At 64.5% G+C, this 26,316-nt stretch carries 24 protein-coding genes and 1 tRNA gene; 4 read left to right on the top strand and 21 right to left on the bottom strand.

Annotation, left to right across the window (positions count from 1 at the left end):
• Positions 1-28: 28 nt before the first annotated feature.
• The 8 genes from ACODS4_RS05505 to aspS form a co-directional block, all read right to left on the bottom strand.
• Positions 29-1,246 carry a 1-deoxy-D-xylulose-5-phosphate reductoisomerase gene (locus tag ACODS4_RS05505; protein ID WP_488861476.1) on the bottom strand — a complete coding sequence of 406 codons (1,218 nt, stop codon included), beginning with the start codon at positions 1,244-1,246 and terminating at the stop codon, positions 29-31.
• On the bottom strand, positions 1,237-2,106 hold the full coding sequence (locus ACODS4_RS05500) for a phosphatidate cytidylyltransferase (protein ID WP_488861474.1): 870 nt from the start codon (positions 2,104-2,106) through the stop codon (positions 1,237-1,239). The genes ACODS4_RS05505 and ACODS4_RS05500 overlap by 10 nt, the downstream gene beginning before the upstream one ends.
• Positions 2,048-2,815: an isoprenyl transferase gene (locus ACODS4_RS05495; protein ID WP_488861472.1), complete on the bottom strand. Its 768-nt coding sequence runs from the start codon at positions 2,813-2,815 to the stop codon at positions 2,048-2,050. The genes ACODS4_RS05500 and ACODS4_RS05495 overlap by 59 nt, the downstream gene beginning before the upstream one ends.
• A gap of 6 nt (positions 2,816-2,821) precedes the next feature.
• Positions 2,822-3,379 (bottom strand): ribosome recycling factor, encoded by a 558-nt coding sequence (gene frr, locus ACODS4_RS05490; RefSeq protein ID WP_488861470.1) that lies wholly within the window; start codon positions 3,377-3,379, stop codon positions 2,822-2,824.
• 4 nt (positions 3,380-3,383) lie between these two features.
• Complete coding sequence (gene pyrH, locus ACODS4_RS05485) at positions 3,384-4,139, bottom strand: UMP kinase (RefSeq protein ID WP_488861468.1); 756 nt, start codon at positions 4,137-4,139, stop codon at positions 3,384-3,386.
• A 210-nt stretch (positions 4,140-4,349) separates the two neighbouring features.
• The gene (tsf, locus tag ACODS4_RS05480) at positions 4,350-5,282 is read right to left on the bottom strand and encodes a translation elongation factor Ts (RefSeq protein WP_488861466.1); all 933 of its coding nucleotides are present in this window, start codon (positions 5,280-5,282) and stop codon (positions 4,350-4,352) included.
• Positions 5,283-5,418: 136 nt separating this feature from the next.
• Positions 5,419-6,201 (bottom strand): 30S ribosomal protein S2, encoded by a 783-nt coding sequence (gene rpsB, locus ACODS4_RS05475; protein ID WP_488861464.1) that lies wholly within the window; start codon positions 6,199-6,201, stop codon positions 5,419-5,421.
• 276 nt (positions 6,202-6,477) lie between these two features.
• Positions 6,478-8,295 (bottom strand): aspartate--tRNA ligase, encoded by a 1,818-nt coding sequence (aspS, locus tag ACODS4_RS05470; RefSeq protein ID WP_488861462.1) that lies wholly within the window; start codon positions 8,293-8,295, stop codon positions 6,478-6,480.
• 219 nt (positions 8,296-8,514) lie between these two features.
• Between aspS and rnd the strand changes: the two genes are divergently transcribed.
• Entirely contained in the window at positions 8,515-9,705 is a 1,191-nt protein-coding gene (rnd, locus tag ACODS4_RS05465; RefSeq protein ID WP_488861460.1) for a ribonuclease D, read from the top strand.
• 263 nt (positions 9,706-9,968) lie between these two features.
• Positions 9,969-11,258, top strand: coding sequence for an EAL domain-containing protein (locus ACODS4_RS05460; RefSeq protein WP_488861458.1), 1,290 nt, complete (start codon positions 9,969-9,971; stop codon positions 11,256-11,258).
• Positions 11,259-11,279: 21 nt separating this feature from the next.
• On the opposite strand, the gene ACODS4_RS05455 is transcribed toward ACODS4_RS05460, so the two are convergent.
• Entirely contained in the window at positions 11,280-12,041 is a 762-nt protein-coding gene (locus ACODS4_RS05455; protein WP_488861456.1) for an SDR family NAD(P)-dependent oxidoreductase, read from the bottom strand.
• A gap of 124 nt (positions 12,042-12,165) precedes the next feature.
• Between ACODS4_RS05455 and ACODS4_RS05450 the strand changes: the two genes are divergently transcribed.
• Together ACODS4_RS05450 and gmk are read left to right on the top strand one after the other, a co-directional pair.
• Entirely contained in the window at positions 12,166-13,032 is an 867-nt protein-coding gene (locus ACODS4_RS05450) for a YicC/YloC family endoribonuclease (RefSeq protein ID WP_488861648.1), read from the top strand.
• Positions 13,033-13,122: 90 nt separating this feature from the next.
• On the top strand, positions 13,123-13,728 hold the full coding sequence (gene gmk / locus ACODS4_RS05445) for a guanylate kinase (protein WP_488861646.1): 606 nt from the start codon (positions 13,123-13,125) through the stop codon (positions 13,726-13,728).
• A gap of 74 nt (positions 13,729-13,802) precedes the next feature.
• Here the strand turns inward: gmk and kdsA are convergent, their stop codons facing one another.
• The 12 genes from kdsA to clpP all read right to left on the bottom strand — a co-directional run bounded on the left by kdsA (position 13,803) and on the right by clpP (position 26,261).
• On the bottom strand, positions 13,803-14,630 hold the full coding sequence (kdsA, locus tag ACODS4_RS05440; RefSeq protein WP_488861454.1) for a 3-deoxy-8-phosphooctulonate synthase: 828 nt from the start codon (positions 14,628-14,630) through the stop codon (positions 13,803-13,805).
• Between the two features lie 259 nt (positions 14,631-14,889).
• Positions 14,890-16,728 (bottom strand): autotransporter domain-containing protein, encoded by a 1,839-nt coding sequence (locus ACODS4_RS05435; protein WP_488861452.1) that lies wholly within the window; start codon positions 16,726-16,728, stop codon positions 14,890-14,892.
• Between the two features lie 202 nt (positions 16,729-16,930).
• A complete protein-coding gene (pyrG, locus tag ACODS4_RS05430) occupies positions 16,931-18,562 on the bottom strand; it encodes a CTP synthase (protein ID WP_488861450.1) in 1,632 nt (543 codons plus the stop codon).
• A 146-nt stretch (positions 18,563-18,708) separates the two neighbouring features.
• Positions 18,709-19,026, bottom strand: coding sequence for a preprotein translocase subunit SecG (gene secG, locus ACODS4_RS05425; protein ID WP_119829685.1), 318 nt, complete (start codon positions 19,024-19,026; stop codon positions 18,709-18,711).
• A gap of 107 nt (positions 19,027-19,133) precedes the next feature.
• Entirely contained in the window at positions 19,134-19,889 is a 756-nt protein-coding gene (gene tpiA, locus ACODS4_RS05420; protein WP_488861447.1) for a triose-phosphate isomerase, read from the bottom strand.
• 166 nt (positions 19,890-20,055) lie between these two features.
• Positions 20,056-20,328 (bottom strand): hypothetical protein, encoded by a 273-nt coding sequence (locus tag ACODS4_RS05415; RefSeq protein ID WP_488861445.1) that lies wholly within the window; start codon positions 20,326-20,328, stop codon positions 20,056-20,058.
• 37 nt (positions 20,329-20,365) lie between these two features.
• Positions 20,366-20,602: a hypothetical protein gene (locus ACODS4_RS05410; protein WP_488861443.1), complete on the bottom strand. Its 237-nt coding sequence runs from the start codon at positions 20,600-20,602 to the stop codon at positions 20,366-20,368.
• 38 nt (positions 20,603-20,640) lie between these two features.
• A tRNA-Val gene (locus ACODS4_RS05405) sits at positions 20,641-20,715 on the bottom strand.
• A gap of 68 nt (positions 20,716-20,783) precedes the next feature.
• Positions 20,784-21,074 (bottom strand): HU family DNA-binding protein, encoded by a 291-nt coding sequence (locus ACODS4_RS05400; protein ID WP_298372958.1) that lies wholly within the window; start codon positions 21,072-21,074, stop codon positions 20,784-20,786.
• A gap of 143 nt (positions 21,075-21,217) precedes the next feature.
• A complete protein-coding gene (gene lon / locus ACODS4_RS05395; RefSeq protein WP_488861441.1) occupies positions 21,218-23,644 on the bottom strand; it encodes an endopeptidase La in 2,427 nt (808 codons plus the stop codon).
• 507 nt (positions 23,645-24,151) lie between these two features.
• Positions 24,152-25,414, bottom strand: a complete 1,263-nt coding sequence (clpX, locus tag ACODS4_RS05390; protein ID WP_488861439.1) for an ATP-dependent Clp protease ATP-binding subunit ClpX — start codon at positions 25,412-25,414, stop codon at positions 24,152-24,154.
• 217 nt (positions 25,415-25,631) lie between these two features.
• Complete coding sequence (clpP, locus tag ACODS4_RS05385) at positions 25,632-26,261, bottom strand: ATP-dependent Clp endopeptidase proteolytic subunit ClpP (protein ID WP_488861437.1); 630 nt, start codon at positions 26,259-26,261, stop codon at positions 25,632-25,634.
• Between the last annotated feature and the right edge of the window lie 55 nt (positions 26,262-26,316).

Below are 26,316 nucleotides of genomic sequence, written 5' to 3'. Positions count from 1 at the left end.
TTGCGCCCCCTCGGGGCTTGATCGCGGATCACCGGCTGCCAACCGCCGTCGCACCGCAGGCCGGAACGCGGGCGGCGGCGTCGCGGCGCGCCTCCGCGTCGGCCTCGCGCACTGCGTCAAGATCACGCAGCGGGCGGTGGGGCAACGCCGTCAATGCGCCCTCGACGATCCGTTCGATGTCGAGGAAGCCGATCTTGCGGTCAAGAAACGCCTGAACGGCCACTTCATTGGCGGCACTGAGAATAGTAGGCGCCCCACCCCCGCTTTGCAAGGCGGCGCGGGTCAGACGCAAAGCGGGAAAGCGTTCGGGATCGGGCGGCTCGAAGGTCAAGGTCGCCGTCTTGGTCAGATCGAGTCGCTCCGCCGGGGTCGCGAGTCGCGCGGGCCAGCCCAACGCGTAGGCGATGGGCGTGCGCATGTCGGGCGTGCCCAACTGCGCCAAAACCGAACCATCGACATACTCGACCAGCGAGTGGATGACCGATTGGGGATGGACCAGAACGTCGATCCGCTCCTCCGGCACGTCGAACAGGAAATGCGCCTCGATCAGCTCCAGGCCCTTGTTCATCAGGGTGGCGCTGTCCACCGAAATTTTCGCGCCCATGTCCCAGGTCGGGTGCGCCACCGCCTGCTCGCGCGTCGCCGTCGCCATGAAGGCGCGGTCCTTGTTGCGGAACGGCCCGCCCGACGCGGTGAGGATCAGCTTGGCGACGCTTTCGGGGCGCGCGAAATCGAACACCTGATAGATCGCCGAATGCTCGCTGTCCACCGGCAGCAGGGTCGCGCCGTGGGCGCGCACCTCCTCCATCATGAAGGCGCCGGCGCAGACCAGAACCTCCTTGTTGGCGAAGGCGACGATGGCCCCCCGGCGGATGGCGGCGAGCGTCGGCTCCAACCCGGCGAAGCCGACGATGGCGGCCATCACCCAATCGGCGGGGCGCGCCGCCGCGTCAACCACGGCCTGCGGCCCAGCGGCGGTTTCAATGCCGGTTCCGGCCAGACGGTCCTTCAATTCGGCGTAACCGGCGGGATCGGCGACCACCGCGAGACGGGCGTTCAGGCGCTTGGCCTGGTCGGCCAACAGGGCGACGTTGCGGTTGGCGGTCAGCGCCTCCACCGGAAAACGTTCCGGGTCGCGGGCGACCAGATCGACGGTCTGGGCGCCGACCGAGCCGGTGGACCCCAAAATCGTCACGCGCCGCCGTCCGACGCCGGACGCGGGCGCGCTGTTCGTCGTCACCACCATGAGAGAGCCGTTCCGAGGGTCGCGTGGAACACAGCCAGCACCGGGGCGGCGACCAGAAGCCCGTCGATGCGGTCGAGAATGCCGCCATGCCCAGGAATGAGCTGGCCGCTGTCCTTGACGTTGTAACGGCGCTTGATCGCCGACTCGAAGAGATCGCCGATCTGCCCGACCACCGCCGACAGGGCGCCGACCAGCAGCGCCAGCCCCGGCATCGCCGCGCCAGCGACCAGGGCGACCAGCCAGCCGACCAGCGCCGCCGAAACCATGCCGCCGATCAAACCGGCCCAGGTCTTTTTCGGGCTGACGCGCGGGGCCAGCTTCGGCCCGCCAATCGTCCGGCCCGCCGCGTAGGCGCCGATGTCGGTCGCCCACACCGCCAGCATGGCGAACAGGAACAGGGCGAGGCCGTCGCCCGGCAGATCGCGCAGCCACATCAGCCCGGCGATCCCCGCCGCGACATAGACGACGCCAAAGCCAAGCAGTTTGCGGTCCGCGCCGCCGCCGCCAAGCGCGGTCAATCCGGCGAACAGAACCGCCACCCCAAGCCCGGCCAGCGGCCCGACGAGAAGCTGCGCCGACAGCGCGCCCAGCACGCCGCACAGGGACATGACCCGCGCGGGCAAACGCCGCGCGCTGGGCACCAGATTGATCCATTCGGAAATGGCGATCACCGCGCCCAGCACGATGAGGGCGTGGAACACCCAGCCGCCCAGCCAGACCGCGCCGAGAACCACCGGCGCCATGACCAGGGCGGAGAGAACCCGCGCCTTCAGGTCACTGGGTTTGGTGGGCGCTGGGGGTTTAGCGGGTGCTGGCGGTGGTGGCGCCGAAGCGGCGTTCCCGTCGGTGGAACTCGTCAATCGCCGCCTCCAGATCGCGCTTGGTGAAATCAGGCCACAGCGTGTCAACGAAGACCAGCTCGGCGTAGGCCGCCTGCCACAGCAGGAAATTGCTGATCCGCTTTTCGCCGCTGGTGCGGATGATGAGATCGGGATCGGGAAGATCGGCGGTGAACAGCCGATCCGACAGGGCCTTTTCGTCGATGGCGTCGGCGCTCAAGCGCCCCGCCGCGACGTCTTCGGCCAGCCGTTTGGCCGCCGCGACGATCTCCTGGCGCGAGCCATAGCTGAGCGCCACCACCAGAGTCATCGTCCGGTTGGCGCCCGTCAACGTCTCGGCGTCGTCGATCAGCCGGTTGATGTCGTCGGACAGCCGGGCGCGTTCGCCGATCACCCGCAGGCGGATGCCCGCCTTGTGCAGTTCGGCGACCTCGCTGCGCAGATAGAAGCGCAGCAACCCCATCAGATCCGACACCTCTTCTTCCGGGCGGCGCCAGTTTTCCGAGGAAAAGCTGAAAATGGTCAGGGTGCCGACGCCCAATTCGCGCGCCGCCTCCACGGTGCGGCGGACGGCGTCCACGCCCTTCTTGTGACCGGCGGTGCGCGGCAAGCCGCGCGCCTTCGCCCACCGCCCGTTGCCATCCATGATGATGGCGACATGGGCGGGAACCGGGCCGGACGCCGCCAAGGACGGCGTCCGGCTGGTCTGGCTGTCGTCTGCGTCGCGCATTCCGAATCAGACCTGCATGATGTCCTTTTCTTTGGACGCTAGCGCTTCGTCCACCAGCTTGATTTGCTGGTCGGTCAGCGTCTGCACCTTTTCGGCTTGAGTCTTGTGCTCATCCTGGGTGATTTCGCTGGCCTTCTCGGCCTTCTTCAAGCCGTCCATGCCGTCGCGGCGGATGTTGCGGATCGCGATGCGCGCCTGTTCGGCGTATTTGTGCGCGACCTTCGCCAACTCGGCGCGGCGCTCCTGCGTCAGATCGGGCAGCGGCACGCGGATGACCTGCCCTTCCGTCTGCGGGTTCAAGCCCAGACCGGAATCGCGGATGGCCTTTTCCACGGCCTTGGTCATGCTGCGGTCCCACACCTGCACCGTGATGAGGCGCGGCTCGGGAACCGAGACGGTCGCGACCTCTTTCAGATGCATGCGGTTGCCGTAGGCTTCGACCGAAACCGGCTCCAGCAGGCTGGACGAGGCGCGGCCCGTGCGCAGGCCGGTCAATTCTTTGCGAAACGACTCAAGCGCGCCTTCCATGCGGCGCTTCAGATCCGATATGTCGGGCGCAGCCACGGGCCTACTCCCTTTCTTCCGTTATGATGGTGTGCTTGCCACGGCCCTGCATGACTTCGGCGAAGGCGCCGGGCGTGTGGATCGAGAAGACCAAGATGGGGATGTGGTTCTCGCGCGCCAAGGCGATCGCCGACGCGTCCATCACCTGGAGATCCTGGGTCAGGACGTCCATGTAGCTGAGACGGTCGTACCGCGTGGCGTTCGGGTCTTTTTTCGGGTCGGCGGTGTAGACGCCATCGACCTGCGTCCCCTTCAACAACCCGTCACAGCCCATTTCGGACGCGCGCAGCGCGGCGGCGGTGTCGGTGGTGAAGAAGGGGTTGCCGGTGCCGGCGGCGAAAATCACCACCCGGCCCTTTTCCATGTGACGGATCGCGCGGCGCCGGATGTACGGCTCGCAGACCGAGGACATGGGAATGGCCGACTGCACGCGGGTGGGCACGCCCATCCGTTCAAGCGCGCTCTGCATCGAAAGCGCGTTCATCACGGTGGCGAGCATCCCGATGTAGTCGGCCGACGCGCGCTCCATGCCGCCCGCCGCGCCCTTGACGCCACGGAAGATGTTTCCCCCGCCGATGACCAGAGAGACCTGGACGCCCAGCGCGATCACCGCCTTCACCTCGTTGGCGATGCGGTTGACCATGTCGGGATCGAGGCCGTAGTCGCGTTGACCCATCAACGCCTCGCCCGACACCTTCAGAAGCACCCGCTTGTAACGGATGCCGTCGTCCGGCGCGGTGGTCCCAGTGGTCTCGGCCATGGGGGAAACGCTCCCTTGCTGTTGCGGACTGCGGCTGATGGTTAGCAGGGTGCGGAAAAACCATTTTGCTGCTGCGGTCGGGTTCTTTCCGGCAATCTCGCGTCAAGACCTTGCAAGATACCACCAGTATCTTGCTACGGCCTTTCCTAATCTTGCCGAAAAGCCCCCTCCCTCGCGACGCAAAAGCCTTTTTCCGCACCCTGTTAGGCGTTAGGCCTGACCGGCGGCGGTCGCGGCGACTTCGGCGGCGAAGTCGGTCTGGGCCTTTTCGATGCCTTCGCCCAGCGCGAAACGGGCGAAGGAGGTCACGGCGACCGGAGCGCCAATGTCCTTGGCGGCGTTCTCAACCACCTTGCGGACCTTGGTCTCGCCGTCGATCACGTAGATCTGCTCCAGCAAGCAGACTTCTTCGTAATACTTGCGGATGCGACCTTCGACCATCTTCTCGATGATGGCTTCCGGCTTGCCCGAGGCGCGGGCCTGGTCGGCCAGCACGCTGCGCTCGCGATCCAGCGCCGAGGTGTCGACGTCGGCGATGTCCAGGGCTTCCGGGCGGGCGGCGGCGATGTGCATCGCGACCTGCTTGCCCAGATCGGCCAGCTTGGCGGCGTCGCCCGTCGATTCCAGCGCGACCAGCACGCCGATCTTGCCGAGGCCGGGCGCGATGGCCGAGTGGACGTAGCTGACGACGACGCCCGAATTCACCGACAGGGTGGTCGAACGGCGCAGGTTCATGTTCTCGCCGACCGTCGCGATCAGCGTGGTCAGCTCGTCCTGGGCGGTGTGCGCGGAGCCGGGATAGGCGGCGGCCTTCAGGGCCTCCACGTCGCCGTCGCTGCTCAGCGCCAGGGTGGCGCAATTGGCGGCGAAGCCCTGGAACTTGTCGTTGCGGGCGACGAAATCGGTCTCGGCGTTCACCTCGACGACGGCGCCCTTGGTCCCGGCGGTGGCGACGGCGACCAGACCTTCGGCGGCGATGCGACCGGACTTCTTGGCGGCGGCGGCGAGGCCCTTCTTGCGCAGCCAATCCACGGCGCCCTCAAGGTCGCCCTGCGTCTCGTTCAGCGCCTTTTTGCAGTCCATCATGCCCGCGCCGGTCTTCTCGCGCAGTTCCTTGACGAGCGAGGCGGTAATCTCGGCCATGTTGCGCCCTCTTCCTTGCTGGCGATCCCTGGTGGACCGCGTGTCAGTCATGAATACAAAACGGGTGGCAAGCCACACAAAAAAGGCAGCCAGGCCATGATTGTCTCCGGCCCGGCTGCCCCTTCGACACTCAAGCTCAGGCCTGGGCGGTCTCGGCGGGGGCGTCTTCCTCGGGAAGCTGCTCAGCCGGGGCGTCCTCACGGGCGCCGACGTCGATGCCGGCGGCGCTCATCTCGGCCTGGAGGCCGTCGAGAACCGAGCCGACCACCAGGTCGCAATACAGGTCGATGGCGCGCAGCGCGTCGTCGTTGCCCGGAATCGGGAACGCCACGCCGTCGGGATCGGAGTTGCTGTCGAGCACCGCGATGACCGGAATGCCCAGCTTGTTGGCTTCCTTGACCGCGATCGACTCCTTGTTGGTGTCGATGATGAAGATGACGTCCGGCAGGCCGCCCATCTCCTTGATGCCGCCCAGCGCGCGTTCCAGCTTGTCGCGCTCGCGGGTCAGCTCCAGCACTTCGCGCTTGGTCAAGCCCGAGGTGTCGACGCCCAGACGCTCTTCCATCTCGCGCAGGCGCTTGATCGACAGCGAAATCGTCTTCCAGTTGGTCAGCATGCCGCCGAGCCAACGATGGTTCACGTAATATTGGCCGCACTTGGAGGCGGCTTCGGCGACGCGCTCCTGCGCCTGACGCTTCGTGCCGACGAACAGAACGCGGCCGCCACCGGCGACGACGTCACGAACGGCCTGAAGGGCGCGGTGCAGCATCGGAACGGTCTGTTCCAGATCGATGATGTGAACGCCGTTGCGCACACCAAAGATGTACTGGTTCATCTTCGGGTTCCAACGGCGGGTGTGGTGGCCGAAGTGAACACCGGCTTCGAGGAGCTGGCGCATGGTGAACGTGGGCATAGGCATGGAAAAATCCCTTTTTCCGGTTGATCCGCCGCGAGCGTCTGTCCACGAGTGTGGACACCGGATCGGGCCATCGGCGTAAAGCCAAGGGTCCGCCAGCTCGCGTGAGGTTTTGACGACGGCGCTTACATAGCCCGCCGCTCCGGCTTTGGCAACAACGATGGCGCGGAAACACGCGGTTTTGTTGGGGTTGTTGGCGAAACACGCGGCGGCGCCCGCAAACAAAAAGGCCGCGTCGGTCTCCCGGCGCGGCCTTTTTCCTGAAAAACAACGCAGCCCTTACGCCTGCGGCGCGGCGACCTTCGGCTTGGGCAGATCCAGTTTCAGATGCAGTTCCTTCAGGCGGGACTGATCGACCTGGGCCGGAGCCTGCATCAACAGATCCTCCGCCCGCTGGTTCAGCGGGAAGGCGATGACCTCGCGGATGTTCGGCTCGTCGGCCAGCAGCATGACGATGCGGTCGATGCCGGGGGCCGAACCGCCGTGCGGCGGGGCGCCCAGCTTGAACGCGCTCAGCATGCCGCCGAATCGGGCTTCCAGCTCTTCGGGCGGATAACCGGCGATGTCGAACGCCTTGTACATCACCTCGGGCAGATGGTTGCGGATCGCGCCCGAGGACAGTTCGACGCCGTTGCACACGATGTCATACTGATAGGCGTTGATTTCCAACGGGTTCTTTTCCTGCAACGCCTTCAGCCCGCCCTGCGGCATGGAGAAGGGGTTGTGGCTGAAGATGATCTTGTTGGTCTCTTCGTCCAGCTCGTACATCGGGAAATCGACGATCCAGCAGAAGCGGAAGGCGTTCTTCTCGATGAGGTCCAGTTCTTCGCCGATGCGGGTGCGGGCGAAACCGGCCAGCTTGGCGGCAGGCCCCGCCTGATCGCAGACGAAGAACACGGCGTCGCCGTCTTCCAGGCCCACCAATTCGCGCAACGCCGCTTGCGCGGCCTCCGGCACGAACTTGGCGATCGGCCCCTTGCCGCCCGCCGCCTCCATGACGATGTAGCCGAGGCCGGGAGCGCCCAGGCCGCGCGCCCAATCATTGAGCTTGTCAAAGAAGCTGCGCGGCTTGTCCGACACCTTCGGGGCGCGGATGGCGCGGACGACGCCGCCCTTTTCGATGGTCTGCTTGAAGGCGCGGAATTCCACGTCGTCGCGCTTGAACACCTCGGTCACGTCGGTGATGACCAGCGGGTTGCGCAGGTCGGGCTTGTCGTTGCCGTATTTCAGCATCGATTCGGCGTAGCTGATCCGGCGGAACGGGGCCTGGTCGATGACCGGCTTGGTCTCGCGGCGGAAACCGCCGAACTCGTCGAAGATGCCGTGCAAAACCGGCTCGACGGCGGCGAAGACGTCTTCCTGGGTGACGAAGGACATCTCGAAATCGAGCTGGTAGAATTCGCCCGGGCTGCGGTCGGCGCGGGCGTCTTCGTCGCGGAAGCAGGGGGCGATCTGGAAGTAACGGTCAAACCCGGCGACCATCAGCAACTGCTTGAACTGCTGCGGGGCCTGCGGCAGGGCGTAGAATTTGCCGGGATGGTTGCGGCTGGGCACCAGATAGTCGCGCGCGCCTTCCGGCGAGGACGCCGTGAGGATCGGCGTCTGGAATTCCGTGAAGCCCTGGTCGATCATCCGGCGGCGGGCCGAGGCGATGACGCGCGAGCGCAGCAGAATGTTTTCGTGGATGCGCTCGCGGCGCAGATCCAGGAAGCGATAGCGCAGACGCATGTCTTCGCCGGTGTCGGCTTCCTGATTGACCTGGAGCGGGATCTGTTCGGCCTCGCCCTGGATGGTCAACTCGGCGATCTGCAATTCGACGCGGCCCGTCGGCAGGCGGTCGTTGATCGTCTCCGCCGTGCGCGTGACGATCTTGCCGGTCACGGTGACGACCGACTCCAGCTTCAGCCGGTTGGCGACCTCGAAGGCCGGGTTGGAGGTGTCGACCACGCACTGCGTCAGGCCGTAATGGTCGCGCAGATCGATGAACAGCAACTGTCCATGGTCGCGCTTGCGGTTGATCCAGCCCGACAGGCGGACGATCTCACCGGCGTTTTCTTCACGAAGCTGGCCGCAAGTGTGCGTGCGGTAGGGGTGCATGGGTCGAAACACCTTGAAAAGGTCGGATTCCGGCAAGGAAATGGGGTCCGACACACCACACCGGAAGGCCGCGAATGTCAAGCCGCCATCCTGCCGTCGTCGCGTCGCCCCGGCGGACCATTGGTCGCAAGCCTCGTTCCGTCAATCCACAGGCTCTTCGGCGCCCCTGTCAAATTCACCGGACTTTCAAGGGCGGTCCGGGTCGTGTATGAAGCAACCATGACGCTGATTACGACAACCGACGCCCTGGAAGCCTTCTGCCAGTCGCTGGCCGGGGCTGAATACATCACGGTCGACACCGAGTTTCTGCGGGAGAAGACCTATTGGCCGCAACTTTGCCTTGTGCAAATCGCCGGACCCAGCGGCGCGGTCGCCATTGACCCGCTGGCCGACGGCATCGACCTGACCGCGCTCTACGCGGTGATGGACGATCCGGCGATTCTCAAGGTGTTCCACGCCGCCCGCCAGGACGTCGAAATCTTCTGGCATCTGTCGGGACGCATCCCGACCCCGCTGTTCGACACCCAGGTCGCGGCGATGGTCTGCGGCTTTGGCGAAAGCGTCGGCTATGAAACGCTCGTCACCAAGCTGGCGGGCGCGCGCATCGACAAATCCAGCCGCTTCACCGACTGGTCGCACCGCCCTTTGACCGAACGGCAACTGACCTACGCCCTGTCGGACGTCATCCATCTCCGCCCCGCTTACGAAAAGCTGAAGCGCCGCCTCGCGCGCTCAGGCCGCTCGCATTGGCTGGAGGAGGAGATGGCGATCCTCACCGATCCGCGCACCTATCAGGTCGATCCCGAAACCTCCTGGCTGCGCCTGAAAGTTCGCACCAACAAGCCACGCTTCATGGCCGTGCTGAAGGAGTTGGCGGCGTGGCGGGAGCGCGAGGCGCAGCGCCGCGACCTGCCGCGCTCCCGCGTGCTGCGCGACGAGGCTCTGCTGGAAATCGCCGCCCACGCCCCGACCAACGTCGATGACCTCGCCCGCACCCGTGGCATGGGCCGGGGCTTCGCCGAGGGGCGCCAGGGCGCCGACGTGCTGGCCGCCGTCCAACTCGGCCTCGACATCCCCGACGGCGACTTGCCGAAAGTGGAGCCGCGCGACGAGCCGCCCCCCGGTCTGCAACCCATCGTGGAGTTGCTGCGCGTGTTGCTGAAGATGAAGTGCGACGAACACAACGTCGCGGCCAAGTTGGTGGCGTCGTCGTCCGACCTGGAAGCGATGGCGGCGGATGATTCGGCTGATGTTCCCGCCCTGCACGGCTGGCGCCGCGAGCTTTTTGGAGACGACGCGCTGGCTTTGAAGCATGGGCGCATTGCACTCGCGGTGATTGAACGTCGTGTTCGCATTGTCCCTGTTGGCGGGACCCCCAAAGAATCAGCGCCGGAAGAAACGGAAACTTGACGTTTCAGGATGGCGTCGATTGGATGAGCGGGCGATTGTCATAAGAATGCTTCACAGATTTTTTCCGTTAACCACGCTTTAAGGGCTTCTTAAAGAAAGTTCCACTTACAATCGGGGTGGACGGCGGTCGCCATGGTGGGCTGGGGGGCTGGTCCATTGGCGGCGGCGCTCCGGTCGTTTGGCCCTGGTCGTGTTTGTCGTGGTCAGTCAAAAGGACCGTCCCGCACGGTCTTGCAAAGGGTTTGTTTGGGGGAAAGCAGGTAATGAGCAGGTTCGGCGGCAAACCACCGATGGGACGGGACCGGGTCCGCCTTTCCACGACGGAAAAGCAGGCGGCGGTCGCCGCCGCGAAAGATCAACGTCCCGAATTCGACAACGACAAGCTTCTGAACCTGCTGCGCTCGGCCAAGAGCGAATTGCAAGGCATGCGCTTGATGCACATGCATCTGTCGCTGTTGAAAGACAAGGATCCCTCTGGCCAGATGATGGTCCGCACCATCATTCAGGAACTGGCGAGCAAGGCGTCCTATCTGCAATCCTTCAACATTTCCAACGGCGACGTCATCGTTCTCTACAAGGGGCTGAAGCTGACCGGCGTCACCGACGTCTGCCAGAAGCTTGAGCAGGTGTTCCTGTCGAAAACAACGCTGACCGGCGCCAACCCCTACAAGGAATATTCGCTCTATTCGATCATGGAATTGGCGTTGAACTTCATCAACGTCATCCGCTTCATCGAAGAATTGCAGGCCAGCGAGACCGGCAACGCCGTCATCGAAACCAAGCCGCCGATCACGCTGGAGGAGTTGGGCAAGCTCGAACGCTCGATGCAAATGTTCGATCTCTCGCCCTTCCTGTTCAATCAGGCCATCGCCAACATTGGCAAGGGGTCTGATGAGGATATGGAGTATTTTGAACTCTACATCTCCATCAAGCTGTTGCAGGAACGTCTCTGCCCGGATTACGACATCACGGCCAACAAGTGGCTGTTCAATTATTTCACCGCCAACCTCGATCAATCGGTTTTGCGGGCGCTGAATCATGGTCTCAGCTTCATGCGCGGGCGGCGAATCGGCATCAACATCAACCTGTCCACGGTGATCTCGACCGGCTTCGTCAAATTCGACGAACGCCTGCCGATCGACTTCCGGGGGCAGGTTGTGCTTGAGGTGTCGAAGGGCGATTTGATCGAGAATCTGTCCCTGTTCAACGAAGTCGTCGAGTTCGCGCAAGACCGCCGTTACCAGATCGCCGTCGATGGCCTGAACCCGTTCTGGGTGACGAATTTCGATCTGGAATATCTGAACGCCGATTACGCCAAGATCTTCTGGTCGAACGACATGCTGGAGATGGAGCCAGCCTTCGAGAAGTTCTTCCGCGAACGCATCGCCGAACAGGACCGCTGCAAATTCATTCTGGCCCGCTGCGACAGCGTGTCGAGCCTTGTCTACGCCCACAAGATGGGCATCAATCTGGTTCAGGGCCGCGCGGTGGACAACATCCTGCGCAAGGGCGTCAGCGTCCGCGAGGCCATCGCCCACGCCAAGGTGGACTGAACTCCGCAACGGAGGGTCGCCTCACCCTTTTTTCGGCGCCCGCGCCAGCAATCCATCGGTCCAGCCGGGCGGCAGCAAGGCCAACAGCCAGACCGCCGCCGCCACCGGCCAAGGAAAGCTGACGCGCGCCGCGTTGCGCGCCAGCCCCCGGCGTATCACCCGCGCCGCCGCGTCGGCCTCCATCAAAAAAGGCATGGCGAAGCCGTTGGCGTCGGTGATTCGGCTTTTGACGAAGCCGGGACAAATCACCGACACGCCGATCCCCTCCCCGGCCAGATCGCCGCGCAACGCCTCGCCATACACCCGCACCGCCGCCTTGCTGGCGCAATAGGCTGGCGCGCCGGGAAAGCCGCGAAAGCTGGCCTGCGAGGCCATCAGCGCGATCTGCCCGCGCCGCCGCTCCCGCATGCGGGGCAACAGCGGATAGACGCTGTTCAGCACGCCGTCGATGTTGACGGACAGAATCCGCCGGGCCTGCGCCTCGCTTTCCACGCCGCCGCCGGTTCCGGCGGAGATTCCGGCGTTGGCGATGAGAAGATCGACCGGCGCCCGGTCGTCCACCATCCGCAACCACGCCGCCATGCCGTCCCGGTCGGCGGCGTCGATAACGTCCGCCGTCACCGCCGCCCCCGCCGCCCGGCAGCGTTCGGCCACCGCCGCCAAGCGCGCGGCGTCACGCCCGGTCAGCGCCAAACACAGGCCGGGTTCGGCGTAACGCAGGGCCAACGCCGCGCCGATGCCGCTCGACGCGCCGGTGATGACCAGTGATCGCGGACGCCGCATGCTGCCGTCTCCGTTGCGCGCTTGTTTGCGGGATCATCCCATGGGTATAACCGGCCCACACCATCCCGCACAGCCATCATCGGAGGCCACCGCCGTGTCCGCACATCGCCCTGTTGTCGCCAGCATGACCGGATTCGCGCGCGTCGATGGGCATGGCGACGGCTATTCCTGGACCTTCGAGGCGAAAAGCGTCAATGGCCGCAGCCTGGACGTCCGTTGCCGGATGCCGACCGGCTTCGACAGCGTCGAGGCGCTGGCGCGGGCCGAGGCGCCGAAGCGGCTGGCGCGCGGCAACGTCAACCTGACGCTGACCATCACCCGCAGCCAAGCCGTGTCGCAACTTCGCATCAACCGCGAACTGCTCGCCCAAGTGCTGGAGTTGGCGCGCGAGATCGAAGGCGCCGGGGCCGCCCCGCCGCGTCTGGATTCGCTGCTGGCCGTGCGCGGCATCATCGAGCCGGTGGAGGAGGATGAAACCGACGCCCGCGAGCGGGTCGAGTCGGCGCTGAAAGGCGATCTGGCCAAGCTGATCGATCAACTCGTGGTCAACCGGCTGGGCGAAGGCGCCCGTTTGGCCGCGATTCTCAACGGCCATCTCGACGAAATCGCCCGTCTGGTGGAGGGCGCCAGCGCCTGCGCCTCGGCCCAGCCCGAAGCCTTGCGCGAAAAGCTGCGGCTTCAGGTCGCCACCATCCTCGGCTCCTTCCCGGCGCTGTCGGAAGACCGTTTGGCGCAAGAGGCCGCCATCCTGATCGGCAAGGCCGACATCCGCGAAGAGCTGGACCGGCTGCGCGCCCACATCCACGCCGCCCGCGAGATGATGGCGGAAGGCGGGGCCATCGGGCGCCGTTTTGATTTCCTTTGCCAGGAATTCAACCGCGAAGCCAACACCCTGTGCTCCAAGTCCGCCGACGTGGAGCTGACCCGCATCGGCCTGTCGCTGAAAGCCGCCATCGAGCAGCTTCGCGAACAGGTTCAAAACATCGAGTAACCCGCCATGGCCCTGCCCTCCCCCCAATCTTCCGCCGCGTCTTCCGCCCCGTCCTCCGCCACGTCCAAGGACATCTCCCGCCGTGGTCTGATGCTGGTGCTGTCGTCGCCGTCGGGCGCCGGCAAGACCACCATCTCGCGCCGCCTGTTGGAGCGCGATTCCGGCATCACCATGTCGGTATCGGCGACCACCCGCGCCATGCGCCCCGGCGAGGTTCCCGGCGTCGATTACCATTTCATCGACCTGCCCCGCTTCGACCGGATGGTGGAGGATGGGCAGTTCCTGGAATACGCCCGCGTCTTCGGCAATTGCTACGGCACGCCGCGCGGCGCGGTGGAGGAGGCGTTGGGCGCGGGCCGCGACGTCCTGTTCGACATTGATTGGCAAGGCACCCAGCAACTGGCGCAGAACGCGCGGGACGATCTGGTCAGCATCTTCGTTCTCCCCCCGTCGGGCGAAGAATTGGAACGCCGCCTGCACAGCCGCGCCCAGGATTCGGCGGAGGTCATCGCCGGACGCATGGCCAAGGCGTCGGACGAAATCAGCCATTGGGCGGAATACGACTACGTCATCATCAACCGGGACGTCGAGCAGAGCGTCGCGGCGGTGACGGCCATTCTGCACGCCGAACGGCTGCGCCGCCGCCGCCAGGTTGGCTTGCCGCAATTCGTCAAAACGGTACAAGCCGCGCTTTGACGGCGATGGCGGGAGCGTCGCTCCCGCCAATGTCCGTGAACCCGGTTGAATAGCGCGGGCGGCTTGTCTTTCCTTTACGCCTTGGCCAGACGGTCGAACGCCTGAAGACGCGCCAACAGAGCGGGCATCTCAGACAGCGGCACCATGTTCGGGCCGTCGCTGGGCGCGCAGTCCGGGTTCTCGTGGGTCTCCATGAACACCGCCGCCACGCCAACCGCGATGGCCGCCCGCGCCAGAACCGGCACAAACTCCCGCTGGCCGCCCGACGTGGCGCCCTGCCCGCCCGGCTGCTGCACCGAATGGGTGGCGTCAAACACCACCGGGAAGCCGGTTTCCGCCATGATCGGCAGCGACCGCATGTCCGACACCAGCGTGTTGTAGCCAAAGCTGACGCCGCGCTCGCACAGCATCACCCGTTCGTTGCCCGACGCCACCAGCTTGGCCGCGACGTTCTTCATGTCCCACGGGGCGAGGAACTGGCCCTTCTTCACATTCACCGCCCGCCCGGTGTTGGCGGCGGCGACCAAAAGATCGGTCTGGCGGCAGAGGAAGGCCGGGATTTGCAGAACATCGACGGCCTCGGCGACCACCGCGCATTGATCGGCGGCGTGAACGTCGGTGATGACCGGGCACCCAAAACGCTCGCGGATTTCGGCGAAGATCGGCAACGCCTTGTCCATCCCAAGCCCGCGCGCCGTGGTGATCGAGGTGCGGTTGGCCTTGTCAAAGCTCGATTTGTAAATCAGCCCAAGGCCCAACGCCGAGGTCATCGCAACCAGCGCCGACGCGGTTTCCAGCGCGTGATCGCGGCTTTCCATCTGGCAAGGACCGGCGATCAAAACGAACGGCCGGTCATTGGCGATGGTCAGGTTGCCGATCTGAACGGCGCGCGGCGTGGTCATGGGACGAAAAACTCCAAAAGGATCGAAGCAGAGAGGATCGGAACAGATGGGCGTTGGCCCTGTCAGGCACAGATGGGGCGTTCGGCGGGCTTTGGAAGGTCCGGCCTGCGGCGAATCCGCCCTTTGAATCCCACCAATGGCCCGGTTGGTCAACTCGGATGGCGCCGCGCCGGGCAAAAACGACGACGGGTCCGCGCCCCATCGGAACCCGGACCCGCCGCAAAATCCGCCGCAAGCTCGGCGGCGCCCGGCCAAACCGTCAGAACCCGACGCTCACCCCGGCGAACGCGCCGAAATCACGGACGCCCTGTTCCCCCAGACGGGCGTCCAGCCCCAGAGTTCCCGTGACCGCCTCCGCCAATTTGACGGACGCCCCCGCCGAGGCGTTGATCCAGGTCCGATCGCTCTTCGCCACCGGCATGGAATAGGCCAGCGTGGAGATGCTCTTGCTCTCCACCGTGACGCTGCGGTCGCCGTCGGTGAACTCCCGATTCAGCGTCACCTTGGCGTAGGGGCGGAACGATCCGGCGTCGTAAGCCGCCTGATAACCGACGCTGCCGACCAGGGCGTTGCGCGTTTGCTCCCGGTAGGAGAAACCGAACAGACTGCTGTCCTCGGTGAAGCCTTCCACCGAGACATGCTGATACCGCAGCCCCAACAACGGCCCGTGAGTCAGACCGCCGGAGGCGAACTCATAGCCGGTTTCCGCCGCGAGCGAGGCGTTGACGCCCTCCGTGCCGCCGCCGGTCGAATGGTCCGTGCCGTTAATGGTCACGCCGCGCCGCAGATCGTAATCGGCGAAGCCGAACGACCCGACGCCGCTGACATACGCGCCGCCCACCCGATAGACGCCATAGGCGCTGGCGACATACTCCCGCTGCTTGTAATCGCCGCCGGTGGAAAAGGCGCCCTTGTAGTTGGAGATCGTGCCCGCCACGCCGACCAGAAGATTGTCGGTGAAACGCTTGTCGATGCCGAGGCTGACGTTCAACGGCGTGCCGCGCGTCCCCGCCTGATCGCCGCGTTGATCGGCGCTCAGCCGCCCGACGCCGCCGACGATCCAGGCCCCCGATTCCCCAGTCTTGCGCGTCCACAGATTGGCCGACGCCTGCGCCTGGATGAGCGAAATCATCCGGTCACGCGTGTGCAACGGCGATTCGGCGAGCCGCGCCACATTGCCCGGCGCCGACAGCGCGTTCAGCACGAAATCGGAAATCGCCCGATGCCCGGCGGTGGTCGGATGAACGCCGTCGGCGAACAGATAGGTCTGCGCCGCCGTCGGCGTCGTCAGACTGGCCGAGCTGCAAAGCAGCGAACTGGACGTCGTGCAGGCCGTGCCGACCACGTTGGTGAAACCGTACGAGGCCGGATTCGCCACCGCGTCGCGCAACAAGGAATAGGTGTCGATGGGAACGACCGACACGCCCGCGTTGCCAAGCCCCAAGGTGACGAGCTGGTTGTAGCCGCTGACCAGTTGGGTGATCTGCGCCGCCGCCGTCGCGCCTTGCGCCTGTCCAAACGGGGTGAGGCCAATGTCCGGCAGGGTCGGCACCAGAATGGTTTGCGCCCCGGCGGCGCGCAGCCGCGCCACCTCGCCCACCAGATCGGTCGCCGCCTGGGTGATCGCCGCCTGCGCCGTCGTCGGGCTGGCGAGCGCGGCGAAGATGTCGTTCGCCCCGCCCCACACCGTGTAAAGCGCGTTCGGATCGGCCCGCCCGCCCGTCGAGGCCAGATAATTGGTGATCTGGCTGCGCACCGGCGTCGCCGTCGCCGTCGGCGCCGTGGCCGGAACGCCCGGCAATTGCGACACGCGCGCGCCGCCCACCGCGTAGTCCGTGCCCCCCGATACCGCCGGAGTCGCCGTCTTGCCATAGGCCGAAGCGACGTTTTCCGCCCACACCGGCCCCGGATTGGTGGTGAATTTCCCGCCAACCGGCACGACCGAACGGAAGGTTCCGCTGTCGGTCAAACTGTCGCCGAAGAAAATCGTGTTGGAATAGTCGCCCGCCGAGGCGGTCGCCGCGCCCAAAGCGACGACGGCGGCGACGGCGGCGGCGACCGCCGTGACGGCGGACGCCCTTCTGCCATACGAACCCATACGAAAACCTCCCCAACCCAAATTGTTTGGTTCCCAAGCCATGGGGATGCTCGCACAGAGTTGACGTTTGCTCAATAGTCCTGACGTATAGGTCATGTACAGGCCAGCCCACCCGGCGGGCGGGCGAATCGCGCCACCCGGCCAACAAAAAGCCCCGCTTCCAAGGGAAACGGGGCTTTTTGACCGATCAAAACCGATCCGTTCAGACCAGACGGCTTTGCTCCATCGCCGCCTTGATGAAGGCGGTGAACAGCGGGTGCGGCTCAAACGGCTTGGATTTCAGCTCCGGATGGAACTGCACGCCGATGAACCAGGGGTGATCCGGGATCTCGACGATTTCCGGCAATTCGCCATCGGGGGACAGGCCCGAGAACAGCATGCCGCAATTTTCCAGCCGTTCCTTGTAATAGACGTTCACCTCGTAACGGTGACGGTGCCGTTCGGAAATGTCCGTCGTTCCATACACCTCGGCGACCTTGCTGCCGTCCAGCAGCCGGGCCGGATAGGCGCCCAGACGCATGGTGCCGCCCAGGTCGCCGACTTCCGCCCGGCGTTCCAGCGTGTTGCCGCGCATCCATTCGGTCATCAGGCCGACGACCGGATTGCCCGGCTTGCCGAGTTCGGTCGAACCGGCGTCTTCGATCTTGGCGAGGTTGCGCGCCGCCTCGATGACCGCCATCTGCATGCCGAAGCAGATGCCGAAATAGGGCACCTTGCGTTCGCGCGCGAACTGGGCCGCCCGAATCTTGCCTTCCGTCCCGCGCGAGCCAAAGCCGCCGGGCACCAGAATGCCGTGGACGTTTTCCAGACGCTTCACCGCCGCGTCGTCGTCCTCGAAGATCTCCGAATCGATCCAGTCGAGGTTGACCTTGACGTTGTTGGCGATGCCGCCGTGAGTCAGCGCCTCGGCCAGCGACTTGTAGCTGTCGAGCAGGCTGATGTATTTGCCGACGACCGCGATGGTCACTTCGCCCTGCGGCTTGCGCACGCGGTCGACGATGCGGGTCCAGCGCGACAGATCCGGCGCCTTGTCGGTCGGCAGACCGAAATAGGACAGGACCTGCGTGTCGAAGCCTTCCTCGTGGTAGCTGATCGGCACCTGATAGATCGAATCGACGTCCAACGCCGCGATCACCCGCTCCGGGCGGATGTTGCAGAACAGCGCGATCTTCTTGCGCTCGTTCTCCGGGATCGCCCGGTCGGCGCGGCACAGCAGGATGTTGGCCTGGATGCCGACGCTGAGCAGTTCCTTGACCGAATGCTGGGTCGGCTTGGTCTTCAACTCGCCCGCCGTCGGGATGTAGGGCAGCAGGGTCAGGTGGATGAACAGCGCGTTCTCCGGCCCAACCTCGTTGCCGAACTGACGGATCGCCTCCAGGAACGGCAGCGATTCGATGTCGCCGACCGTGCCGCCGATTTCGATCAGGACGAAATCCTCGTCATCGGAATCCGCGCGGATGAAGTCCTTGATCTCGTCGGTGATGTGCGGAATCACCTGGACGGTTCCGCCCAAATAATCGCCGCGCCGCTCCTTGGCGATCACGGTTGAATAGATGCGGCCCGTGGTGATGTTGTCGCCACGTCGCGCCGAAACGCCGGTGAAGCGCTCATAATGCCCGAGATCGAGATCCGTTTCCGCCCCGTCGTCGGTCACGAAGACCTCGCCGTGCTGGTAGGGACTCATCGTGCCGGGATCGACGTTCAGGTAGGGATCCAGTTTGCGGAGCCGAACCTTATAACCACGCGTCTGGAGGAGTGCCCCGAGCGCCGCTGACGCCAAGCCTTTGCCCAGCGAAGAAACGACGCCACCAGTGATGAAGATGTAGCGAGTCATGTCCGTCCGAAGAGCTTGAGAGCTGTTTCCTGTCCCCAAAGACCCCCGCGCCGAACGATCACGTCCGACCAAGGATTCTCAAAAGAAAGAGGCGGCTTCGGGGAGGCCGCCTCGTCTGTCGCACCCGTGCCTGAAGCGCAGCCTTGTTACTGGCTGACCGGCGGAGCGGGTTGAGCCGGAGCCGCCGGCAGAGCCGGAATGGCGGTCGGCAAAGTGTCGATGATCGAGGTCGGCTTTGAATGAGCGCCAGCCAGGATCGCCAGAACAATGCTGGTGGCGAAGAAGCTGCCCGCCAGGATGCCGGTGGTGCGGGTCAGCAGGTTCGCGGTGCCACGGGTGCTCATCATGCCGCCCATGGTGCCGCCGCCAATGCCAAGGCCGCCACCTTCCGACCGCTGGATCAGGATCACGCCAACCAGCGCGACCGCGATCAGCAGGTGAACAACGAGAATCACCGATTCCATGCGATCCGTTTCCCCACGCCCGTCCTAAAATCGAATAGCGCGCCACAGGCCGTATCAGAGGCCGGTGGCGCGCGCCCACTGTTTCTACCGCGCCATCGCGCGATATGCTAGCGGCAACTCGTCGCGATGGCCCAGAAATCATCCGCCTTCAGCGCCGCGCCGCCGACCAACGCGCCATCGACGTTCTCGACCGCCATCAATTCAACCGCGTTGCCCGGCTTGACCGAACCGCCATAGAGGATCTTCGCCTTGGCCGGGTCGGCGATCTTGCCGTCCAATTCGGCGCGGATGTGGGCGTGCATCGCCTTCACGTCGTCGGGCGTCGCCGTCTTGCCGGTGCCGATGGCCCAAACGGGTTCGTAAGCGATCACCGTGTTGGCGGCGGTCGCCCCAGCCGGGATCGACCCGGCCAACTGGCCCGACACCACGGCGTCGGCCTGCCCCGCGTCGCGCTGAGCCTCCGTTTCGCCGACGCAGACGATGGCGATCAAGCCCTGGGCGTGGGCGGCGGCGGCCTTGGCGGCGATCAACGCGTCGCTTTCGCCGTGATCGGCCCGACGTTCCGAATGGCCGAGAATGACGTAGCGGCAGCCCGCATCGACCAGCATGGTCGGGGCGACGTCGCCGGTGTGCGCGCCGGAATTTTTGGCCGCGCAATCCTGACCGCCCAGCGCCAAAGCGCTGCCCGCGATGGCGTCGCCAACCGGAAACAGCAGCGGAAAGGGCGGGCAGACCAGCAGATCGAACGAAACCTCCCCCGCGCCGTTCAAGCGCCCGGCGAGATCGGAGGCCAGGGCCAACCCGTCGGCCTTCAACCCGTTCATCTTCCAATTTCCAGCGATCAGCTTCCGACGCGCGGTCATGGTGTGTCCTTTTTATGAAGCGTTTGGGGCGCGCCCCTGTCTAGCAAGACCCGCTCAGGATTTCCACCGGCCCGACCCGATCACCTCGCCCCATCGAACAAAATGGAACGCGCGCGCGGGAGCAAACAAACGTGTTTGTTGAACGCTTCATATCTGAGTGAGGGCATCACGGCCCGAAATAACGGGCCAACCCAGCAATGCCGAGCACGGCAAGCACAAACCCAACAAGCTGCAATGTTGTCGGGAGTTGCGAAACCCGCCCTTTGAGTTCAGCGACGTCCAACTCGACCCTGCGGACGCGGTCGTCAATTCTGGAAAGCATGGGTTCCAAGCGAATCAAGATTCCCTTGATCTCGCCAACATCGCTTTCAAGCTTTGCAAGACGTTGTTCCATATCAGGATGGTGGGGGCCGCCGCCATCAGAAGCAAGCCCCTTCATGGACGCGACACGCTCTCTGCGGTTTGGCAAGCTGCGGTCAATCGCCCCCACGGATTCCCCCATCCGATTTGCCAGCCCCAGTTTTCCCGCCCAAAGCCTGATAAGCGGTCAACAGCGCCTCTTGCGCGTCGGCCAAATCTTGGGCGATGTCGCCTTTCGCGTCCTGCGGCACATGCTCGCTCAGGCGCTCAAACGCGCTTTGGTGCATTTCACTGGCAAGATAGAGATGGATCACCGCCTGCTTGAGAGCGGCGATTGGGTCTTCATCCGTCATCGTCCGCTCATTGGCACGGATTGTAAGCAGGCAAAATATGGTGGGCGATGAGGGGATCGAACCCCCGACCCTCTCGGTGTAAACGAGACGCTCTTCCGCTGAGCTAATCGCCCGACTGAACCCAAAAACGAAACCGGCCGGGAAAGGCCCGGCCGGCGGCACTATGCCCCGACGGGACCAATCAGTTCAAGGCATCCTTCAGCGTCTTGCCCGCCTTGAACTTCGGCTGCTTGGACGCGGGGATGTCGATCTTCTCGCCCGTGCGCGGGTTGCGGCCTTCGCTGGCGGCGCGTTCGGCGACCGCGAAGGTGCCAAAGCCGACCAGACGGACCTCGTCGCCCTTTTTCAGCGAGTCGGCGATGCCTTCAAAAACCGCGTCAACCGCCTTGGTCGCATCAGTTTTAGACAATCCCGACGCATCAGCGACGTGCGCCACCAGATCATTCTTGTTCACGCAATCCCCCTTCCGAATTCGGCAAATACTCAATGTCAAAAAGCCGCCCCACGACTTTTCAGGGGCAAAGGATAATCACAGCGTTGCCCGCCCGTCAATTGGCGACGAGCGGGCAAGCTGGTCATTTTCAGCCGTTCAAACCATGATTGTCCATGGTTCGATCAATGGCGCAGCAGATCGCCCGAGGCGTCGCCGGTCGCCTTTTCAGACTGCGCCTTGGCGGCGACGGCGTCCACCTCCGGTTCGGTCCATTCAATCGGCGTCACCGGGCGGGTCAGGGCGTTGCGCAGAACCTCGTCCACCGTGCCGACCGGGATGATCTCCAACCCGCGCTTCACGTTGTCCGGGATGTCCGCCAAGTCCTTTTCATTGTCCTTGGGGATCAGCACATGCTTGATGCCGCCCCGCAGGGCCGCCAGCAGCTTTTCCTTCAGGCCGCCGATGGGCAGGACCCGACCGCGCAGGGTGATTTCGCCGGTCATCGCCACGTCCTTGCGCACCGGAATGCCGGTCAGCACCGAGACGATGGAGGTGGCCATGGCGACGCCCGCCGACGGGCCGTCCTTGGGCGTGGCGCCTTCGGGAACATGGACGTGGATGTCCTTCTTCTCGAACAGCGTCGGCTTGATGCCGAACGCCACGGCGCGCGACTTGACGTAGCTCTCGGCCGCCTGGACCGATTCCTTCATCACGTCGCCCAGCTTGCCGGTGGTGGTGACGCGGCCCTTGCCGGGCAGGCCGACGGCCTCGATGGACAGCAGCTCGCCGCCCACTTCGGTCCAGGCCAGGCCGGTGGTGACGCCCACCAGATCCTCAAGCTCCGCCTCGCCATAATGGAAGCGGCGGACGCCCGCGTATTTGTCGAGATTCCGACGGGTCACGGCCACCTTGCCCGAGCCGCCCGTCTTCATCATGATTTCCTTGACCGCCTTGCGGCAGAGATTGGCGATCTCACGCTCCAGGCTGCGCACGCCGGCTTCCCGCGTGTAGTAGCGGACCAGATCGCGCACCGCGTCGTCGGAAATCGTGAATTCGCCCTTCTTCAGGCCGTTCGCCTCAATCTGCTTTTCGATCAAGTGACGCTTGGAAATCTCGATCTTTTCGTCTTCGGTGTAACCGGCGACGCGAATGATCTCCATGCGGTCCAACAGCGGTTGCGGCATGCGCATCGTGTTGGCCGTGCAGACGAACATCACGTCCGACAGATCGTAATCGACCTCCAGATAATGGTCGTTGAAGGTGCCGTTCTGCTCGGGATCCAGAACCTCCAGCAAGGCCGACGACGGATCGCCGCGCCAATCGGCGCCCAGCTTGTCGATTTCGTCGAGCAGGAACAGCGGGTTCGACGATTTCGCCTTTTTCATGCCCTGGATGACCTTGCCGGGCATCGAGCCGATGTAGGTCCGGCGGTGGCCGCGCACCTCGGCCTCGTCGCGCACGCCGCCCAGCGACATGCGGACGAAGTTGCGCCCGGTGGATTTGGCGATCGACTTGCCGAGCGAGGTCTTGCCGACGCCGGGCGGACCAACGAGGCAGAGGATCGGCCCCTTCACCTTGTTCATGCGGTTCTGCACGGCGAGATACTCAAGGATGCGCTCCTTGACCTTCTCCAGACCATAATGGTCGGCGTCGAGAACCTTTTGCGCCAGCTTCAGGTCGCGCTTGACCTTGGTGCGCTTCTTCCAGGGAATGGACAGCATCCAATCCAGATAGTTGCGCACCACCGTGGCTTCCGCCGACATCGGACTCATCGAGCGCAGCTTCTTCAGCTCCGCCAGGGCCTTGTCGCGGGCCTCCTTGGGGAAGCGGGTCTTGTTGATCTTCTCTTCCAACTCCGCCGATTCGTCGCGGCCATCCTCGGTCTCGCCGAGTTCCTTCTGAATCGCCTTGAGCTGTTCGTTCAGATAATACTCGCGCTGGGTCTTCTCCATCTGCCGCTTGACGCGGTTGCGGATGCGCTTTTCGACCTGGAGAACGCCGATCTCGCCTTCCATGAAGGCGTAGACCCGCTCCAGCCGTTCCGACACGGTGGCGCATTCCAAAAGCTGCTGCTTTTCGGGGATCTTCAGCGCCAGATGGGAGGCGACGGTGTCGGCCAGCTTGCTGGAATCCTCGATCTGGTTGATCGAGACCAGCACCTCCGGCGGGATCTTCTTGTTCAGCTTGATGTATTGCTCGAACTGCGACACGACGGCGCGGCTCAGAGCCTCAAGCTCCTGGTTCTCGCCGATCTTTTCCTCGACCAGCTCGGCTTGCGCCTGGAAGAACTCTTCATTGTCGGAGAATTTGGTGATGGCGGCGCGTTGTCCGCCCTCGACCAACACCTTGACGGTCCCGTCCGGCAGCTTCAGCAACTGCAACACGGTGCCGACGGTGCCGACGCTGTAGATGTCGGCGGGAGTCGGATCATCCTGCGCGGCGTTCTTCTGGGTGACGAGAAGGATCTGTTTGTCGTCCTTCATGACGTCTTCCAGCGCGCGCACGGACTTCTCACGCCCGACGAACAGCGGCACGATCATGTGGGGAAACACCACGATGTCGCGCAACGGCAGGACCGGGTAGAGGGCACCACGGGAGAGTTCGATCATGGATCAGGCCTCGTGAAAAAGAACGCCGTCCAGCCCGGAATGGGCCTGAGGAACGTCCCGCCTTGGGATAAGCGCGGGGCGCGAAACACCGGCACGAGGACTAACGTGGCATAGCCCCCAGCCCCCTTCAAGGGGTTGAAACCCGCCAAACGGGGGAAACCTCCCGCGACGCGGCGAATTTCCGCCGCTCACGCCGTCTTCGCGCCCGCCACCGGGGGCGAATCCGTGCCAACTTGGCTCAAACGGCGGGACCAGGCGGGAGAATTCGCGCATACGCCATGCGCAGAGTCGGCTCCTGCGCGTCAACAGCCCGTGATGGCGCGGCCTCCGCGCCCGATTCCGACGGCGGCATCCGTTCCGGTCTGTGGAAAAGACGGGGGGATCAAACGCCAGGGTGTTTCGCGCTTTGGGCGGAGCGCTCTCCCCCCGCACCCGAACCATGCTGGGCGTGAAACAAAAAAAAGGGCGCCGAAGCGCCCTTTTCCTCAATCGCGTCTACCGGACGGCTTACGCCCCCGGCGCCTCGCTCCGGCGTTCGGCGTGGACGTAGAGCGGCTTGGCGCGCCCTTCGACCACTTCCTTGTTCACCAGAATGCTCTCAATGCCGGTCAGGCCGGGCAAATCGAACATCGGGTCGAGGAGGATGGCCTCCATGATCGAGCGCAACCCGCGCGCGCCGGTCTTGCGGGCGATGGCCTTGTGCGAAATCGCCTTCAGCGCGTCCTCGGAGAATTCCAGATGGACGTCCTCCATCTCGAACAGGCGCTGGTACTGCTTGACCAGGGCGTTCTTCGGCTTGCTGAGGATCTCGACCAACGCCGGTTCGTCCAGGTCCGACAGGGTGGCGAGCACCGGCAGACGACCGATGAACTCCGGGATCAAACCGAACTTCAGCAGATCCTCCGGCTCGACGCTGTGCAGGATGTCGCCGGTGGACCGCTCGTCCGGGGCGCGCACGTCGGCGCCGAAGCCGATGCTGGTGCCCTTGCCGCGCTGGGCGATGATCTTGTCCAGCCCGGCGAACGCGCCGCCGCAGATGAACAGGATGTTGCTGGTGTCGACCTGAAGGAATTCCTGCTGGGGGTGCTTGCGCCCGCCCTGCGGCGGCACCGACGCCACGGTGCCTTCCATGATCTTCAGCAAGGCCTGCTGCACGCCTTCGCCCGACACGTCGCGGGTGATCGACGGGTTGTCGGACTTGCGGCTGATCTTGTCGACCTCGTCGATGTAGACGATGCCGCGCTGCGCCCGCTCGACGTTGTAGTCGGCGGCCCGCAACAGCTTCAGGATGATGTTCTCGACATCCTCGCCGACGTAACCGGCTTCGGTCAGCGTCGTGGCGTCGGCCATCGTGAAGGGAACGTCGATGATCCGCGCCAGAGTCTGGGCCAGCAGCGTCTTGCCGCAGCCGGTCGGACCGATCAGCAGAATGTTCGACTTGGCGAGTTCGACGTCGTTGTGCTTCGTTCCGTGCGCCAGCCGCTTGTAATGATTGTGGACCGCCACCGACAGGACGCGCTTGGCGTAGACCTGTCCGATCACATAATCATCAAGCACCGCCTGGATGTCGCGCGGAGTCGGAACCCCGTCGCGGGACTTCACCAGCGTGGTCTTGTTTTCCTCGCGAATGATGTCCATGCACAGTTCGACGCATTCATCACAGATGAACACCGTCGGACCGGCAATCAGCTTGCGGACCTCGTGCTGGCTCTTGCCGCAGAAGGAGCAGTAGAGCGTATTCTTCGAATCGCCGCTGCTGGACTTGCTCATCGGTACTCCGTCATCTCGCGGGGGACGTGGCCCAAGGACCATGCCCGTTCGTGGCGCCCCCCGACGCCGGTCCATTCCGTGGGCGCCAGGAGGGGACCCCTGGCGCGGTATCTTGCGGCCTTTCACCAGCCGCGCGTCAGATCAGCCCGTGATCGGGACCGCTTCCCAGCCATTCAACAACAGGCAAACGGCCCGATCAACCCTTTGTTGGACAGGCTCAAGACGCCTGACCGTCCACGCCCGGACGTTTTTCCACCACTTCGTCGATCAGACCGAAGGATTTCGCCTCGTCCGGCGACATGAATTTGTCGCGTTCCATGGCGTTTTCGATGGTGTCGAGCGTCTGGCCGGTGTGCTTGACGTAGATGTCGTTCAGGCGCGAGCGCAGCTTCAGGATTTCCTGGGCCTGGATCTCGATGTCCGAGGCCTGTCCCTGGGCGCCGCCCGACGGCTGATGGATCATGATGCGGCTGTTGGGCAGCGAGAAACGCTTGCCCGGCGCGCCGGCGGTCAGCAGCAGCGACCCCATCGACGCGGCTTGCCCCATGCACACGGTGGACACCTGCGGACGGATGTACTGCATGGTGTCGTAGATGGCGAGGCCCGCCGAGACGTAGCCGCCCGGCGAATTGATGTAGAGCGCGATGTCCTTCGTCGGGTTTTCCGATTCAAGGAACAAAAGCTGGGAACAGATCAAGCTGGCGACGGTGTCGTTCACGCCGCCGACCAGGAAGATGATCCGCTCCTTCAGCAAGCGCGAATAGATGTCATACGCGCGTTCGCCCCGGTTGGTCTGTTCGATGACCATCGGGACCAGAGCATTCATCTTCGGCTCGAAGTCGTACATATGTTCTTCCCTGCCCCGGCGGTTGACTGGACCGGCTTTGCTTCCGGCACGAAAC

This window comes from Azospirillum sp. FG154 (assembly GCF_057809575.1).
The sequence above is the reverse complement of the archived record's forward strand: the minus strand, read 5'-3'. Positions and strand labels throughout refer to the sequence as shown.

Bases quoted from the DNA above. Each gene is read 5' to 3' on its own strand.
- ACODS4_RS05505 (WP_488861476.1), bottom strand. From the start codon at position 1,246: ATGGTGGTGACGACGAACAGCGCGCCCGCGTCCGGCGTCGGACGGCGG.
- ACODS4_RS05495 (WP_488861472.1), bottom strand. From the start codon at position 2,815: ATGCGCGACGCAGACGACAGCCAGACCAGCCGGACGCCGTCCTTGGCG.
- pyrH (WP_488861468.1), bottom strand. From the start codon at position 4,139: ATGGCCGAGACCACTGGGACCACCGCGCCGGACGACGGCATCCGTTAC.
- tsf (WP_488861466.1), bottom strand. From the start codon at position 5,282: ATGGCCGAGATTACCGCCTCGCTCGTCAAGGAACTGCGCGAGAAGACC.
- rpsB (WP_488861464.1), bottom strand. From the start codon at position 6,201: ATGCCTATGCCCACGTTCACCATGCGCCAGCTCCTCGAAGCCGGTGTT.
- aspS (WP_488861462.1), bottom strand. From the start codon at position 8,295: ATGCACCCCTACCGCACGCACACTTGCGGCCAGCTTCGTGAAGAAAAC.
- rnd (WP_488861460.1), top strand. From the start codon at position 8,515: ATGACGCTGATTACGACAACCGACGCCCTGGAAGCCTTCTGCCAGTCG.
- ACODS4_RS05460 (WP_488861458.1), top strand. From the start codon at position 9,969: ATGAGCAGGTTCGGCGGCAAACCACCGATGGGACGGGACCGGGTCCGC.
- ACODS4_RS05455 (WP_488861456.1), bottom strand. From the start codon at position 12,041: ATGCGGCGTCCGCGATCACTGGTCATCACCGGCGCGTCGAGCGGCATC.
- ACODS4_RS05450 (WP_488861648.1), top strand. From the start codon at position 12,166: ATGACCGGATTCGCGCGCGTCGATGGGCATGGCGACGGCTATTCCTGG.
- gmk (WP_488861646.1), top strand. From the start codon at position 13,123: ATGCTGGTGCTGTCGTCGCCGTCGGGCGCCGGCAAGACCACCATCTCG.
- kdsA (WP_488861454.1), bottom strand. From the start codon at position 14,630: ATGACCACGCCGCGCGCCGTTCAGATCGGCAACCTGACCATCGCCAAT.
- ACODS4_RS05435 (WP_488861452.1), bottom strand. From the start codon at position 16,728: ATGGGTTCGTATGGCAGAAGGGCGTCCGCCGTCACGGCGGTCGCCGCC.
- pyrG (WP_488861450.1), bottom strand. From the start codon at position 18,562: ATGACTCGCTACATCTTCATCACTGGTGGCGTCGTTTCTTCGCTGGGC.
- secG (WP_119829685.1), bottom strand. From the start codon at position 19,026: ATGGAATCGGTGATTCTCGTTGTTCACCTGCTGATCGCGGTCGCGCTG.
- tpiA (WP_488861447.1), bottom strand. From the start codon at position 19,889: ATGACCGCGCGTCGGAAGCTGATCGCTGGAAATTGGAAGATGAACGGG.
- ACODS4_RS05415 (WP_488861445.1), bottom strand. From the start codon at position 20,328: ATGAAGGGGCTTGCTTCTGATGGCGGCGGCCCCCACCATCCTGATATG.
- ACODS4_RS05410 (WP_488861443.1), bottom strand. From the start codon at position 20,602: ATGACGGATGAAGACCCAATCGCCGCTCTCAAGCAGGCGGTGATCCAT.
- lon (WP_488861441.1), bottom strand. From the start codon at position 23,644: ATGATCGAACTCTCCCGTGGTGCCCTCTACCCGGTCCTGCCGTTGCGC.
- clpX (WP_488861439.1), bottom strand. From the start codon at position 25,414: ATGAGCAAGTCCAGCAGCGGCGATTCGAAGAATACGCTCTACTGCTCC.
- clpP (WP_488861437.1), bottom strand. From the start codon at position 26,261: ATGTACGACTTCGAGCCGAAGATGAATGCTCTGGTCCCGATGGTCATC.